The following is a 15,777-nucleotide window of genomic DNA, read 5'->3' as shown; positions in this document are numbered from 1 at the left end:
TATCTTAAAGTATAGGAGATAATTTAACAGTAGCTGTTAAATAGTGGGAATCAGGAAAATTTATGTGTTTCATCAAAACCAATTACAAAACCAGTATGAGATTGAGCGTAATGAGACCACATTAATAAATTATGTCTTGATCTAGATAATGACAAAACACCAAAGCTATCACCTAAACCTGATATGATTTTTTTTCTTATATTGTCTGGCATTACTTTAATTTTATCATCTACCAATTTTATCGTTTCATCTTCTGAAAGGTTAAATTTAGATAATGTTTTTTTTATGTACTTATATCTTAAATCATCAAGTTTAAATAAAGGGATAGATTCAAATGGATCATTTAACGATGTTAATGGCGTATATCTTATTTTTAAATGTTGCAAAACATCAATTCTTTCCTGCGGTAAGAATTTATAAATCATGTTACACCTTATTTATAAATTTAAAGAAAAACAATACTCGACAACACGAGAAGAAAAAGATCGCCTTAATCGGTGACCTTTTAACATCACGCCTACTTAGTCATTAACTCAACTGCTGCCCATTTTTCTTTTGATGCTAATTCAGATTCTGCATTGATGCTTTTTATAACCTTTCCATTTATAAACGTGTATTCAACAATGAAGAAGTTGCATGTGGAAGATATCTCTATTGATATAACTCTTTCTAAATCAATAATTTGATCGTTATTTGTTGCAAATATTTTCATTGTTTAATATCCCATATTAAATATCATTCTTATCTGATTCAGTTTGAAATGTTGGCATTTGATCATGCAATCTGACACGCTGTAACAACCAGAAAAAAAGACCGCCTCAATGGACGGTCGACTTAAATAACTTAATTACCAATTATTATCTTCAGCAATTTTTATTGACGTTGAAAAAGAATCTATTAAAGAATTTACATCTTTCTGAGATTGTTCTTCTGTGTAATACGTAAACATATTATTTTTAACATAGACAAATGATTCAGGAGTGATACTTATTTTAGCCGCTCCATCTTTAACTTTAATGTTAATTATCGCATAGGCATAACTAGCTGGCGCATAATCACTAGCTGGCATCACCATGCCAAGCAAGTATCTACCAGAAACATTGCCAGATTCTTTATCTGTAAATTGAACAACTGATTTAGCATTTTTAAAGTTATTAACCATCCAATTATTAGCTTTAACAAAAAGTGAATTTTGAGCCTCACCTTTAATATAAATAACTTTTTCTACGGGAATACTCTTAGTTGTAACAACTTCAAAAGATGAACATCCCTGCATCAATAGAACTAAAAAAATAAATGCAATAATACGACTCATAACAACCTACAATAAAATTTAAAAAAGCAATATACACACTGTGACAACGCAAAAAAATGCTTTGCTCACATTTGTGTAAATATACTTTTAATCAGGCTGTTATATGTATCAATATGATGCAACCCAAATATCCGTCAAAGAGCCCCTGTAAACGATTTTAAGACCACAAGCTCATATCACTCGACAATAGGTATTACTTTCCTACGAAAACAGCCCTATTTAACAGTATGCATCAAAAGCGATCCGAACAGAGACAGATACGTGGTAACGTCCAGATACGAAAAAACCGTCACGATGGACGGTTCTTAAAGTTCTTTATAGATGGATAATAGCTTGCTTAGGTCAACCATTCCATTGTGTTGGCAACTACACCTCCAAGTGCTCCAATTAGCGCTGAAGATAGATATAAAAACAGAGTGTTTGGTTTTTCCATATTAGTCTCCTTATTAAATTTATTTGTTAAAAACACGAAAGTTGAATGCGCGATAGTGATTAAAAATAAAAAACAAGGAAGTGCAATGTAAGGGCCAATAACAACAGAACCGATTGTAACCTCAGTGATAGCTGACCTAAACAAGCTATGTATCTATTTTATCATGGAATTAAAGATTATAAACAAGTAAATGATTAAACTATATAAAATAGATATACAACCATTTTGAAAATTTCCTCACATAGGAGGGTGAAAATTTTTAGACATTGCACATCAAACCTAAATACCCGTCAAATCCCCCCTAGAATTGATTTTAAATCCATAAAACCCCACCACTCGATAGCTAGTATTACTTTTTGCTAAAAACGGCTCTATTTAACAGTATCCATCTATCACGTACTTCGCGATCAGCGTTCGTGATAATTCCCCTTGAAACAGCTCATTTTATCTAAGAAAGTCACCTTAAATAAGTCTCAATATGATGTTGTTATTTTGTTAATGATGTTACCCGATCCTAAATTATTACTTTGAACTCGATTTGCAGACTAATCACAAAAAAATAGCGATATTCATCAACTTACAACGTCGGTAGTCATTACAGATGTTATGTGAAATTGGTGGGGAAGCTCGTCGAAATAGTCTGATATTGGTTATAAAAAACGAGCTAGAAATTATCTTCTAGCTCTTGAGGTCAAAATAAGAAATAAATAGTTTAAAGGCTGGATTTAGGCAGTACCAATAAAAATCAAGTAGTGCTCATTATTTTTTTGAGGGACTATGAACCAGTTCATTTATCTTCAGCTATAACTTCGTTTATTATTATTCTAAGTTCATGATTCCACTCGTCACGATTCGCTGTATTCGACCTTTTCATATACCAAGCATGGCGTTTTAATTGAGACTTAATGGAAACTTTCCATTGCTCGTCAGAATTGTCATTTTCTAGTATTTGCTCAAATGCAAAGAGCATTTGGGATACAAACCATGGGTATTCCTTCGTGATTTCACCATTTTTAATGATTTCATTTTTGTTTCCATAAGCGAGTACCACGTTATCAAAGCAAAGCTTTAAATATTCTTGATAAGTTGAGTATGCTGTAGCCCTTCTTGATTCTTTACGACCTGATCTCAATTGTATGATTGTAAATAGTAAAGCGATGCCTGCTATTAAAGTCATTATAATGTCAGCTCTATCATTCCAGAATTCAAAAGTTAGTAGCTGAGCAATATTAGTATCTAAGCAAATCATTTAATATTTCCTGCTGGAGGTGTTTTTACTTCTTTATTAGACTTCATAGATTGACCACATTCTCTAAAATCAAACATGTTCATTTCAAAAGTTGATATAGAAACTTGGTGAGAACCATGAGTATGGGTTATTAACTTATGGAACCTTTCTTTATAAGGGGCCTTAGCTACAGATCCTCCAAATTCTCCGCTATTTACTAGTACTACATGCTGATACATATGATAAAAAAGAGCATCCACCATACTGTCAAATGTTGATATATCTTTATTCATAGCCGATACGATATATGCGTGTGACTTGTCTTTAAGGTCAGCACTTAACTTAATATCTGTAGCGTCATAACAAATTGAACCCGTTAGCTTAAAACCTTCTTGATCTTGTAATGCAGGGTGAAGCAATTCAATTATTAGTTGGTAAGGCCTCCAAGAGGAAATTTCCCCTTTTTCTTCAGATGTCATATTTTGTTTGCCTTGTAAGCGTTTAACAAATCGACGTCCAGAGGAACCCTTATTTGGGATAATCCAAATGGCTGCATTATTTAGCTCATGTATGTTGTGGATATGGCTAAATCCAATACCTGCAAAAATAATAGCGCCTGTTTTATCTGACAGTCTCTCTAATATATCTAGATCGTCGGGTGAAACTGACAATTCAGGCCATACAATTAAATCAGCCTTTCCTTTAAGGTTTGGTATATCATTTATACTATCGACACTAGCTATTTTATGTAAGATCAATTCAGAGACAGACGCAACATGCCGTCTGTGCTTAGCTCTATATTTAGGGGTATCTAGCTTTAGTCCTTCTTTATCAAAATCCTTCACTAAAGGTAGAAGTGGCTGAACCATAATTACATTTAAATGCTTTTTATTATGATTCCAACCGAGTTTAACTTTTTCAGTATAAGTTGGAATGTTCGATAGATTACAAAAAGAAAGCGCTTGTACCACCACTCGACGATTTATGCACTTTTCTAGTTCATTCAGATCCCATACTCTAGGCCAAGAGTATGTGCTATCACTGCTTTCAACTCCCGGCCATTGGAGAAGTTTAAATAGTAAAGTGGAGAGCCAATCACTCATAGGAGACTTACTATCACCAAAAGCTTCAGGCGAATGCATCATACCAATTTGTCTTTTTAATATATTGGACTTTATCCCACGATATGCAGGGCGATCACTTGAGTTAATGATTGTGCTACTCCAATCTACAGAACCTAAAAGACAGCTTCGTATAAACATCCCAATAAAATATAGTGGCTTATGCTCTTGAGTTAACCAGTTTGGAGGTGAGTGAAATAATTTCTGTTCGTCTTCAAAATATTCTAGGTCAATAGTTAATTTACAAGAAGACTTCAAACGAAGTAAATCATCCCAATTAGTACAGCAAATTTTTGTGTTGGCGATATCAATTGGTTTTGAGAAGTTGAGTTTATCAAGCATACCTAGTGTTGTTTGGAGTAGTTTTAGTATGCCGTTCTCATGTGTAAATGGATTGGGATCTGCTCGTAAAACAGACAATAGAGATATTGACTTATTATTGTAAAATGAAAGGTTCCCTTTGATTTTTGCATAATCATTTATTCCAAGATAAGTGGCTAAATCATTAACTCTGTTGATCCACTTAAGATTCAACGATCTTGCAATCGTATATAATGTTTCGAACAGCTCAGGATTATTCAGCATAACCCTCTCACATATTTTCCAAAGATTTCCTCTATGAAGAAGTCTTACTCTTGGCCTTGCAGGTTGTTTTGACTTGGAGAAAGTTTGACGTTGTTTTGGCGGATGACGGTTATAGATTGCCTCCAAAGCACTCGAAATAGAACGAAGTACTTTGCGTTTATCTAAAGCAATTTGGTTAGCAAGCAAAATTGCAGTAGTGAAATCCTTCGGTTTCACTTGAAGATTTACATTACGAAATCCGTTTAAAAGTTGAGTAATTAGATCGAATGGTTCTTTATTGACTGATTCTTTTAGAGCAGAATCATTGCGAATAAGACAAAAGAATAAAATTTGTTCCCTTAACGCTTCACTAAAACTATCAAGTCCATCTAATTTATTAAATGCATAGTTTTCGAGGTACTCAAAGTAGCCTTCAGGATGTGAGTGGGCAGGAAATGCCCATCTATCTTTTGTATGGATTGCTGTTGCTGAATGACGGAATATCTCACTGATACAATACTCAGCAAAAATTATTAGCTCTGGTTTATCTTGCTTTCGCACCTCATCCAAATTTCGTAATATTGGTCGCAATAATTGTTCATGTGGGAATAACTCGATCCCTTTTTTTAGTAGCAGTAAAAGCGAAGGATCTTTTGTCCATTTTGAAATGAGTTTGCGAGCCATCCTCTCTTGCAAATAGTCCCATTCCCCTGCGATAGGTATTCCAGTATTGCTAACTTCTTGTGAAATCATGTTACGTTTTTGACGGAGTAAAATATGAATTTTATTTGCTGTGAAACGAAGAAGAGTATCTTTACGAACATCGTTAAATGTTTTATCAATAAAAGCTAACTCACTGACAAAGTCATTATTCCATTCTTGTTCATCTAAGGATTCACTTTCTAAGTTATCAGAAAGCTCTATCAGACCTTCAAGGTGACCTAATTGTTCACTAAGTTCATGTAGTGGCATGGGACCACTCAATTTACTTTGGATACCTGCAAGTTTTGCCGAAAGAGCACCTTCTTTTGAACTGAATTTCTTTACCTTTGTCTTTTTAGGTTGAAGGATTAACCCTAAGTCAGATACATATGACTCTAGTTTTTTTGTTATAAGTTCACGAAGCTTCGTTTCTGTATCTTTTGCTTTGTCTGTTTTAATAATTAACCGCAGGTCATCTACATAACGACATGCATCAATTAATAAAACATTTTCTTCGTCGTCTAAATAATGTCCTATTAAGTCAGCGAGTTGATTATCAAAAGCGAGCATGTAAATGTTTGCAAAAAAACCACCTGCAACTAACCCCTGTGGAATTCCTTTTTTGTGTTCTAAAGATTGAATGTGTTTATTTCGGCAAACATCTTTATAAAGGGCATGAGAGCTAGGTGTCCAATCCCAGTTTTCAAACTGTTCTAAAGCATATTGGATGCATTCATCAGGTTCTCTACCTGTGATATCTTCAATTAACTTAAAAATCTTTTCGTTCAGTATACTTCTATCAATAGAGTCATAGAATTTAGAAAAGTCTAAATGGATCTCATAGATCTCTTCTTTACTTGTTTTAATCCGTTTAGCTTCACGACCAAAATAGATAGGGCGAGCTAAGAATTGCTGGTAATCTTGAAAGAACTTACTGTAAGTATTGCTATTCCCCCAAGAATAGTAAGCATCAAGATCAATATATTTACAATGAAGTCTATTTCCGTAGTTGATAACACCGTTTTTATGTATTTTATCAAAAGGTGTTAAAGGATCGCCCTGTAAACTTTCAACCTTGTTCGCTAATAGCATCATAATAGCGGTAAAAAGCATTTGGTCATTGATAGATACATGAGCTAATGGACGCATAGGTAAGAGTGGTACATCACTATCTTGTTCTTGATTTTCTTGTACTTGCGGTAACCACTTCAGCGCTGAGGCTCCAATATCCGAAGGTGATTTAAACTGCCATTGATGCGACTTAGGTACCGGTATAAGTTGGAGAGGAGACAAAGAAAGGTTTTTAGATTTTAGTGTTCTAGATAATTCAGAAACCCTGATGTCTAACTCTAAAGCTGAGCGATCTAGGTCGAAACAATCAACATACCAGTTAACGCCTCTTATGTGTTGATGAGATTTTTTCCAAGCATTTAGAAGGATTACTTCATCTGTAAGGAAATTTTTTGTAGGTAAAAGCTTGCTGTATTTTTTATCTAATAGCATGAGAGAATTAACCAAGTGGTATATTCGGTTTAAATAATAATCATATGATACATACTTTACATATTATTGATAATTGATTGTAGTGAATTACTAGCTAAAAATAATCAAAACCAATACGTAATATTAATTTGAGTGTGGGTTTTCACTTGTAGGCAACAAAAGTATTGGAAACTCCTGTGATATAGACAATATGAGCTTTATCCTGAATTGTTTTGGGTCATAAATATGTTTATATAATTACGAGTCATTTCAGGTATACCCTAACAAAACCGGTTTACATTACCCCTCAACCTGCATTGCGGTATTTAAGAAACCACTACTATTGAACCATTCAAAGGAACTGACTTAAATTGAACCAACAGGGGAGGAATCTAAAAAAGCCTAAAATCTAATAATACAACCACAATAACTCTACGACGCGCGGTGATTAGATTCCCTATCGCCCTCGCGGACATTCAGTGCCTGAAACGACGGAGGGGATTTGGGCATTAATAACGCTTTCTCGTCTAAATATTGCCATTATCTTTACGCTGTTACTAATTATCACGGCTGTTTTTTAATCATTCCTAAGTCTGATATTACCCATCTTGAATAGCTTCTAATTAATAAGAAAAGAGCAGTGCGTCTTTTTTACTATGTTGAATATAGCATTATCACTTTTTTGTATCATTGTTACATTGTGTTATTTATGTTTCATTTGTGTAATAAAATTTTTATTAGGATTGCGTTTTTTTGGTTTTATTATCAGTAATTTACAGCTCGTAGTGTGACCAGTGTGATCCATGTTTTATATTTTGTATCTTATTTAAGTATATTCTGGAAATATCGGTCAAAAACGAGCAATATCACCATTTGGTTATTCTTGCTAGGAATGCTTTAATCAATTTATTCTTATTAAGAGTTAAAGCTAAATTTATTAAAGTAGATAAATATTGTATAGAACCATTAATTATACCAATAAAATTAATGATTTATTACGTACGTGCTAGTGAGGGATACAATCTGTCATTGGTATTAGTTTGGATATAAAAGGTAAAAATCATGTCGAATGGCAATAAATCATCAGCAGAGAGAATCCTTGAAGGGATTGGTGGTGCTGCTAACATTAAGTTTTTAACGTGCTGTGCAACGCGTTTACGTTTTGAATTAAACGATAACTCAATTGTAGATAAAGCCGCATTAGATGCTATTCCTGATGTAATGGGTTGTGTTCCTCAAAGTGGCGAGCGCTACCAAATTGTTGTTGGTGGCGGTGTTGCGACGATGCATAGCGCACTGCAACTGTTAATTGAAAAACAAGCGAATAGTGGTGATAGCGCAAGTGATACTGAAACTAAAGTTGCTGCTGCATCTAATGATGATGTGAAAGCATCACTACGCTCTAGTGGTGTTCGAGGTAAAGTTGCTTGGGTTGATGGTTTCTTTGAATACCTTTCAGATTCGTTCCGTCCCATTTTAGGTATTTTACTAGGTGCATCGTTAATTATTGCATTATGTGCAGTATTAGATGCCCTACACATTGTTGATTTTAGGGGTGATAAGTCTGCGGGTTGGATCTTTGTCGATTCAATGTGGCATTCTGTATTCTACTTCTTGCCAATTATGGTTGCTTATAATGCATCTAAAAAACTTAAAGTTGATCCTTGGTTAGGTGCGGCAATCATGGGCGCATTAATGACGCCTGATTTCCAAAAGCTAACATCATTAGCGTCAACAACGTCTATTAAAGATGCAACTTTAGGCACTGTCTCTCACGTTGCACACGTGTTTGGTTTACCAATGCAGCTTAATGATTACTCTGGTAACGTGTTCGTTCCGTTGATCATGGTTGCTGTATTAGCACTTGTATATCGCTTCTTAAAGAAAATCATTCCTGACAATCTACACATGGTATTTGTACCATTCCTTTCTTTGATCATCATGATCCCGCTAACAGCGTTCTTGATTGGTCCTCTAGGTGTATGGATTGGTACTTACTTAGGTCTTGGTTTAGCTTGGCTAAATACGAATGCACCGTTTGTGTTCGCGATTTTAATCCCGCTATTGTACCCATTCCTTGTTCCATTGGGTCTACACTGGCCGCTAAATGCACTAATGTTAATGAATATTCAAACATTAGGTTATGACTTCATTCAAGGCCCTATGGGTGTGTGGAACTTTGCATGTTTCGGCGCGACAGCGGGTGTATTACTGATTTCTCTTCGTGAAAAAGATGCAACCATGCGTCAAACAGCTTCTGGTGCGTTAGCTGCCGGTCTATTTGGTGGTATTTCAGAGCCATCACTATACGGTATTCACTTACGCTTTAAGAAAGTATACCCACGTTTACTTGCTGGTTGTTTAGCTGGGGGTGTAACGCTAGCTGTTCTTAGCTCTATGTACGGCAGTGTTAAAACTCAAGCGTTTGCATTTACGTCACTATTAACGATTCCTGTGTTCCACCCAATGTGGATTTACGCAGTATCAATCGCGGTTGCTTTTGTTGTGCCAATGGTATTGATCTTCCTGTTTGATTATCGTACTGCAGAAGAAAAAGCAGAGCATAAAGAATAGGGCTAATTACGATTAGCTACTCTTTGTACTATTAATCAACAGAGGGGTATATTCATTCACCTCTCTATGAAAATCCCGCGATGAAAGTCGCGGGATTTTTTTATTTATAAATTATTAAAAACGAGAAGTTGGTAAATTGGAGTGCAAAATTATGTGCGTTATATAATTTATAAATGCGTTGTTGGTTTTATATGAATTATTATGTGGCAGTTAAAAAGCCAGATATGTGACAAACTTTTAACAAATATTACTTGTTATTCATGTTACATAGGTTACAAAGGTTACTTATTTGAGAGGATTGTTTTCGTTAAAAAATGCGTTTTTTGATAATTTTTAGTCTTTAAATTCATTGTGTTATGACTTGATGGTGGCGTTTAATTGCATTTGTTTCATTGTGATCTGTATTATAGTTTGAAATTATACTTTATTGCTTATTAGTAATTTTGATAGTCATCAAGTTATATTATTCGACGCATTTTATACTAATGCTTGAAATAGTACGGAATAAGTATTAGCAAATGACTACGGGGGTATGTCGCTAGTGCTTAGTGTTATTTCAATATAAATATACTCAGGAGCAAACAATGTTCACTAACGCAATTACCCTTGGTAATTTGAGCTGGTCTCTAACTGCGAAAGTGTTCACCACCTGCTTATTTGTTTTTGAAAATGATTTAGAAAAAGAGGCGTAATTAAAGTCTCATATTTATTTCATCGACAAGTGTAGAGTCCATCTCGAGGAGACAAGGTAATGAAAGCCTTTTTCAGTAAGTTATCTCAAGCAGTAATGCTACCGATAGCCTTGCTACCAGCTGCTGGTATTATGCTGGGGCTTGGTGGTAGTTTTACTAACCAAAGTATGATTGAAGCGTACCAAATCGGTATTTTGCAAGACGGAACACTTTTAAATAGTTTCTTACAGGTTATGACCGCTGCTGGCGGTATCGTCTTCGCAAACTTACCACTTATGTTCGCACTCGCTATTGCTATCGGTTTTGCACGTGCAGAAAAAGGTGCTGCGGCACTGGCTGCTACCATTGCATACCTTGTAATGAACGTTGCGATTGCAAAAACACTGACTGTTGCAGGTATGGTTGATACCACCAACAACACAGTGATATTAATGGGCACCCACTATGCTGGTGTACTAGCTGATGTGCTTGGTATTCACAATACACTAAGTATGGGTGTCTTCGGTGGTCTTATTGCTGGTGGCATTACTGTTGTGCTTCACAATAAATACCACGCTATTAAGTTACCTGAATTCTTAGGCTTCTTTGGTGGCGCACGTTTCGTTCCGATTATTAGTGCATTCTCTGCATTATTTTATGGTATTGCACTAGTCTTTATCTGGCCATATATCGGCGCTGCATTTGGTTCTATCGGTGCAATGCTCGGTGAGATGACTGCTTCAGGTCACGGTTACATTGCTTCGTTTATTTTCGGTATTATCGAGCGTGCATTGATTCCTGTTGGTCTACACCATGTGTTCTATCTTCCATTATGGCAGACAGAAATTGGTGGTACGGCTGAAATCGCAGGTCAAGTATTTAAGGGTACGCAAAACATTTTCTTTGGTTCTTTAGCGAATGGTGATTATTCACAGTTCTCTTCAACTAACTTTATGACGGGTAAATTCCCATTCATGATGTTTGGTTTGCCAGCCGCAGCTTACGCTATGTACACTGTTGCAGATAAAGAAAATAAAACCGCGGTGGGTGGTCTATTATTCTCTGTTGCGCTAACAGCGTTCCTAACCGGTATTACTGAGCCAATCGAATTTACATTCCTATTCTTATCTGCACCACTTTACTACTTCATCCACGTGCCACTAGCCGGCCTATCATTTATGATCATGGACTTGCTACAGGTTAAAGTGGGTATGACATTCAGTGGTGGTTTCATTGACTTCGCTTTATTTGGTATGTTGCCAGGCCTTACGGGTACTGAAAACCATTGGTACTACATTCCACTACTTGGTCTAATTTATGGTCCTGTTTACTTCTTCTTGTTCCGTTGGTTCATTTTGAAGTTTGATGTGAAAACACCAGGTCGTAAGGGTAGTGCGGTAGCGGTTGTTCGCAAGCAAGATTACCACGCATCAAAAGCTGCTGGTGGCGCAAATGACGCTCAAGCCGATGAGATGATTGAAGCACTTGGCGGTAAAGATAATATCGTTGATGTTGATGCATGTATTACACGTTTACGTATTACTGTTAAAGACGGTGACTTAGTAAAAGACAATCAATATTGGACTGAGCATTTAGGTGCGAAAGGTCTAGTGAAGATTGGTAATACAGGCATTCAAGCTATCTATGGTGCACAAGCTGCTGGCTTTAAAGCACAGATTAACGCGAAGCTAGGTAAGTAAGAACGCTAATGAGCTTTAAACTGAAATACCGACGTATTGGTACCTTCATGATTGATATGGCAATTGTGCAGATGTTTGCGATGGTTGGTCGCGATATCTACCTTGGCATTATTGCTTATCTCTCTAATGGTACTGGCGCGACGCTTTCGTTAAACGATATCATGGCATTGCCTGCATTATTGCTATTGTTTATGGGACTAATGTTGCTATTTATTGGTGCCTTTATGGGCTATCAATGGATCTGCTATCGTTTATTGGGTACGTCATTATCACGTTACTTATTAAGCGTTCAGGTAGTAACAACAGATGATCAATCATTGACGAAGCAGCGTTACTTAAAGCGTGAGTTTAATAAAATTTACCTTTGTGTAGCAACGTTGGGGTTATATCCACTTTATTGTGGGGCTCAATATTTAGCTTTCTCACATTTACCTTGGCATGATCGTACTAACCATACGACAGTAGTATTGGATTAAGTTATCATCATAAATATGAAAGCCACAGCATAATGCTGTGGCTTTTTTTTACGTTTTTTTGTCTATTACTATAGACACAGTAAAATTGTTACATTTAATGTTGGTTGTTTTTTGAGCCATTTTTGTCTCTTTATTTAAACAGTGTTTTATATTTTTGCATTTATTGTTGTGGCTTTTTTTTGGGTTAATATCATACTTTATTTGTCGTTTATGTATGATTTTATAGCAAAAAATGCCATTTATTTATTAAATACAGTATTGATTCCATTATTGGAAAGATAGTTTTCACTACTGAGTGCTATCTTTTAATTGGCTGGCTCACTACTCTTTTAGGGTGTGTGCAAATAATATGCATTAAAAATAAAGCAGTTAATAAAAGGAAGAAGAATATGGGTTTATTAGATTTTGCTCGTGGTATTGGTCATAAATTGTTTTCTAATGAAGATGAAGCACCAGTGAAAATTACTCAACATATTGAAGATAATAACCCAGGTATCAGTGAGTTACAGGTGAGCGTTGAAGACGGTATTGCGACTTTATCTGGTTCTGCTGATTCAGCGGCAGCACGTGAGAAAGCAATTCTAATGGCGGGCAATACTCATGGAATTGCAAGTGTTGTGGATAATATTGCAGCGCCAGAAGAGACAAGTGCTGTGACTTATTACATTGTTGAAGAAGGTGATAGTTTGTGGAAGATCGCTGAGAAAACACTAGGTAATGGCACTAAGTACGAATTAATTTTTGAAGAAAACAAAGAAGTTATTCGAAACCCAGATTTGATTTTCGCTGGACAAAAGCTGCGTATTACTCAGATATAATTTAGGCGTAATTTTTAATCACCCACATTAATAAAGTAAACGAGGATATTATGGATATTGCAAAAATATTAGAAATTGGCGCACAGTTATTTAGTCAGTCACAAGCAAATACAGGTGGCTTAAGCCAAGGTTCTATTGTCTCAGCACTGTCTCGTTTGCTTGGGGGAGATGAGAACGGTAAGGGTGTGAATTTAAAGCAACTATTGTCATCTATTGATGGTGCAGGCTTTGCGAATGTATTACAGAGCTGGCTTGGAAAAGGTGAGAACAGTGCGATCTCTACTGATGATATTAGTAAGATTTTTTCAGGTTCTCAGCTATCTGATTTTGCGAATGAATTGAATATTCCAGAACAAGATGCTAAAGCTGGCCTAAGTGAGGCACTTCCAGCTATGGTTGATAATGCTAGTCCTGCTGGTGAGATTGCTGGTGAATTATTAAATTCCGTGGGTGGTATTTCTGGTTTGTTCAATATGGCAGCAAGCTTGTTTGGTAAAAAATAAGCTTACGTAATATTAAGCTGATGGATTATTCACACTCAGATAAAAAACCTCAACTTGAAATAAGTTGAGGTTTTTACTTTTTATAATGATAAGAAAAAGAGGATTAAAATAGGTACTAACATGCTTAGAATAAAGCCACTTACAATGGCTATTGGCACACAACGAATACCGCCACAGTTTTGAATGACAGGTAAGGTAAAATCCATTGCTGTCGCGCCCGCATAGCCAATTGCGGTATTTGGATAACGGTTAATAAGTAATGGAATCATTATTAGTGCTAGCATTTCACGTAATAATTCATTTAAGAATGCCGCGCCACCATAAATACTGCCTAAACCATCACCAATTAAAATCCCTGCTAATGAATACCAACCAAAGCCTGACGCCATTGCTAAGCCATTATTTATGGGGATACCAAGTAACAGCGCTGCGATAATACCGCCTAATAATGACGTTATTAGAATTACTGCTGCAATGATAACGCCTTTTTTACTAAGGATGATTTGTCTCAGAGTCATACCGCTATTACGAAGCTGAATACCCACAAAAAATAGCAGTAACAATAAAATATGTTCACTGGCTTGTTCTACCCATGCTAGATCAATATTTAGTAATAACCCAATAATTAGCCCTAGTGCGACCACAAGGACTAACTTCGCAGATTCTAGTATCATTTTTGCTAGTGGTAATTTTTTATGTATGTGAGATGTTGGTGTGGGCCATAAACGATCTAGCACTGGCAGTGCAAGTAGATTACACACTGAGATGGAGATAAAAAAAGTAAAGGTATAAAGTAGAATTTGGCCTAAATTCTGACTGAGGTTATCAAGCCCAGCTAAACTTAATCCCATTAATGCGAGAATCGCTAATACTAAACGGCTTGTTTGTGTATTAATAAACTCAATAATATTGGCTTTTTTTATAGGAATTAAGTATCCCAATACCAATGGTAAAAAAATGAGTAAGATCCCCGATAACATATTTATCCTTATATGTATAAATTACGCTGAAAATGACATTGTGAATATCTTAATACAATGTTGCTGTAACAACATAATAATAAGTGATTAAAGATTAAGCGTTAACTTTGTGATGAATATAACATAAAAAAACAGAAAGAGTATATCTATCAACAGGAAAGAACTGAATCGAACAATGTTAATCTGCATGCATATGTATCAGAACGTATCGCCTAATGGGGAGGTTATAGACGAACGTAGAGAGATGTTTAAATATTTAGGCGATTAAATCAAATACCACAGCTATGAATAATTTGTTGCAGTTGTTTCTCAAATTCAAGTTCTGACATATTGGCTAATTCATACATTACTTCTGCGCCAGTAAGATCTAATTCAATTTCATGTTCATTGATACTTGTATCATTTGTTTTGAAGAGTAAAAAGTGATGTGCCATACGTGCGATCGTTAAATAAGAGATCTCACTATCGTGATGCGTTGTTATTGTATTGGTTGCAACTGCGATATAATCCTCATCAAAGCCCCATTGCTTGAGTACCACTTTACTGGTTAATGCACAGTTATCTCGGAAGATATATTTAGCAATATTAAAATCAAGATAATTGCCTTGTTTAATAAATTGCGAATATTCATTGATGAGTCCAAATAAACCGATATCAGCTAATAGACCTGTCAATAATGCTTTTTCTGGTTCAAGTTTAAAGGGCTTATTACTGTAGACATGCATTTTTTGACAAATGAGTGCCATCGTGGCTGCAAATTGACGTGAATGGAATGCACTATTTTTAAGTAATGAATTACATTCAATATTTTCAATAGATGTGTTTTTTAAAGAATGAATGATTTGAGCTGTAATAATGTCTCTTATTCGAATAATACCTAAGCGCGATACTGCTGTGAAAATATCGTTGCAAATAATATTGCGGCGGTTAAATATAGTCGAGTTTGCGGTTCGAATAATGTTGGCAGTTAATACAGGATCATCAATTAATAAGGTCGCGACATCATGCACGGTTGTTTCAGGATCTTCGCACAGTATATTCAAGGTTAGTAGTGTATCTGGAATGGATGGTAAGGTTAACCTGTTATAGCGTGCTGCCTTTTTTATTGAATAGCAAAGATTCGACTGAATAGCGCGAATATAATGTTGGTTATTAGCTTCTAGCCAAAAAAAAGATAAATGTGACATCAAAATATTACAGTGGTAAGCGG

At 35.6% G+C, this 15,777-nt stretch carries 12 protein-coding genes; 5 read left to right on the top strand and 7 right to left on the bottom strand.

The window, feature by feature from the left end; genetic code table 11:
- Positions 1–50 precede the first annotated feature (50 nt).
- The 5 genes from Q0V26_RS07550 to Q0V26_RS07530 form a co-directional block, all read right to left on the bottom strand.
- Complete coding sequence (locus Q0V26_RS07550) at positions 51–425, bottom strand: DUF2971 domain-containing protein (RefSeq protein WP_297480123.1); 375 nt, start codon at positions 423–425, stop codon at positions 51–53.
- Positions 426–517: 92 nt separating this feature from the next.
- The gene (locus Q0V26_RS07545) at positions 518–712 is read right to left on the bottom strand and encodes a hypothetical protein (RefSeq protein WP_297480120.1); all 195 of its coding nucleotides are present in this window, start codon (positions 710–712) and stop codon (positions 518–520) included.
- Between the two features lie 135 nt (positions 713–847).
- Entirely contained in the window at positions 848–1,315 is a 468-nt protein-coding gene (locus Q0V26_RS07540) for a DUF4468 domain-containing protein (protein ID WP_297480117.1), read from the bottom strand.
- A gap of 1,220 nt (positions 1,316–2,535) precedes the next feature.
- Complete coding sequence (locus Q0V26_RS07535) at positions 2,536–2,997, bottom strand: hypothetical protein (RefSeq protein ID WP_297480114.1); 462 nt, start codon at positions 2,995–2,997, stop codon at positions 2,536–2,538.
- A complete protein-coding gene (locus Q0V26_RS07530; protein ID WP_297480111.1) occupies positions 2,994–6,866 on the bottom strand; it encodes a reverse transcriptase domain-containing protein in 3,873 nt (1,290 codons plus the stop codon). The genes Q0V26_RS07535 and Q0V26_RS07530 overlap by 4 nt, the downstream gene beginning before the upstream one ends.
- Positions 6,867–7,907: 1,041 nt before the next feature.
- Between Q0V26_RS07530 and Q0V26_RS07525 the strand changes: the two genes are divergently transcribed.
- From Q0V26_RS07525 to Q0V26_RS07505, 5 genes are all read left to right on the top strand, one after another.
- A complete protein-coding gene (locus Q0V26_RS07525; RefSeq protein ID WP_297480109.1) occupies positions 7,908–9,419 on the top strand; it encodes a PTS transporter subunit EIIC in 1,512 nt (503 codons plus the stop codon).
- A 751-nt stretch (positions 9,420–10,170) separates the two neighbouring features.
- The gene (locus Q0V26_RS07520; protein WP_297480106.1) at positions 10,171–11,790 is read left to right on the top strand and encodes a PTS transporter subunit EIIC; all 1,620 of its coding nucleotides are present in this window, start codon (positions 10,171–10,173) and stop codon (positions 11,788–11,790) included.
- Between the two features lie 8 nt (positions 11,791–11,798).
- Entirely contained in the window at positions 11,799–12,266 is a 468-nt protein-coding gene (locus Q0V26_RS07515) for an RDD family protein (RefSeq protein WP_297480103.1), read from the top strand.
- Between the two features lie 389 nt (positions 12,267–12,655).
- On the top strand, positions 12,656–13,084 hold the full coding sequence (gene lysM / locus Q0V26_RS07510; protein WP_297480101.1) for a peptidoglycan-binding protein LysM: 429 nt from the start codon (positions 12,656–12,658) through the stop codon (positions 13,082–13,084).
- A 50-nt stretch (positions 13,085–13,134) separates the two neighbouring features.
- Complete coding sequence (locus Q0V26_RS07505; RefSeq protein ID WP_297480100.1) at positions 13,135–13,587, top strand: YidB family protein; 453 nt, start codon at positions 13,135–13,137, stop codon at positions 13,585–13,587.
- Positions 13,588–13,667: 80 nt separating this feature from the next.
- Here Q0V26_RS07505 and Q0V26_RS07500 read toward each other — a convergent pair whose 3' ends face one another.
- Both Q0V26_RS07500 and Q0V26_RS07495 read right to left on the bottom strand, forming a co-directional pair.
- A complete protein-coding gene (locus Q0V26_RS07500; protein WP_297480097.1) occupies positions 13,668–14,567 on the bottom strand; it encodes a lysine exporter LysO family protein in 900 nt (299 codons plus the stop codon).
- A 269-nt stretch (positions 14,568–14,836) separates the two neighbouring features.
- A complete protein-coding gene (locus tag Q0V26_RS07495; protein WP_297480095.1) occupies positions 14,837–15,754 on the bottom strand; it encodes an HDOD domain-containing protein in 918 nt (305 codons plus the stop codon).
- Positions 15,755–15,777: the final 23 nt, after the last annotated feature.

Origin of the sequence: uncultured Photobacterium sp. (assembly GCF_947039875.1) — a bacterium.
In the GTDB taxonomy this organism is placed as follows: Bacteria; Pseudomonadota; Gammaproteobacteria; order Enterobacterales; family Vibrionaceae; genus Photobacterium.
The sequence above is the reverse complement of the archived record's forward strand: the minus strand, read 5'-3'. Positions and strand labels throughout refer to the sequence as shown.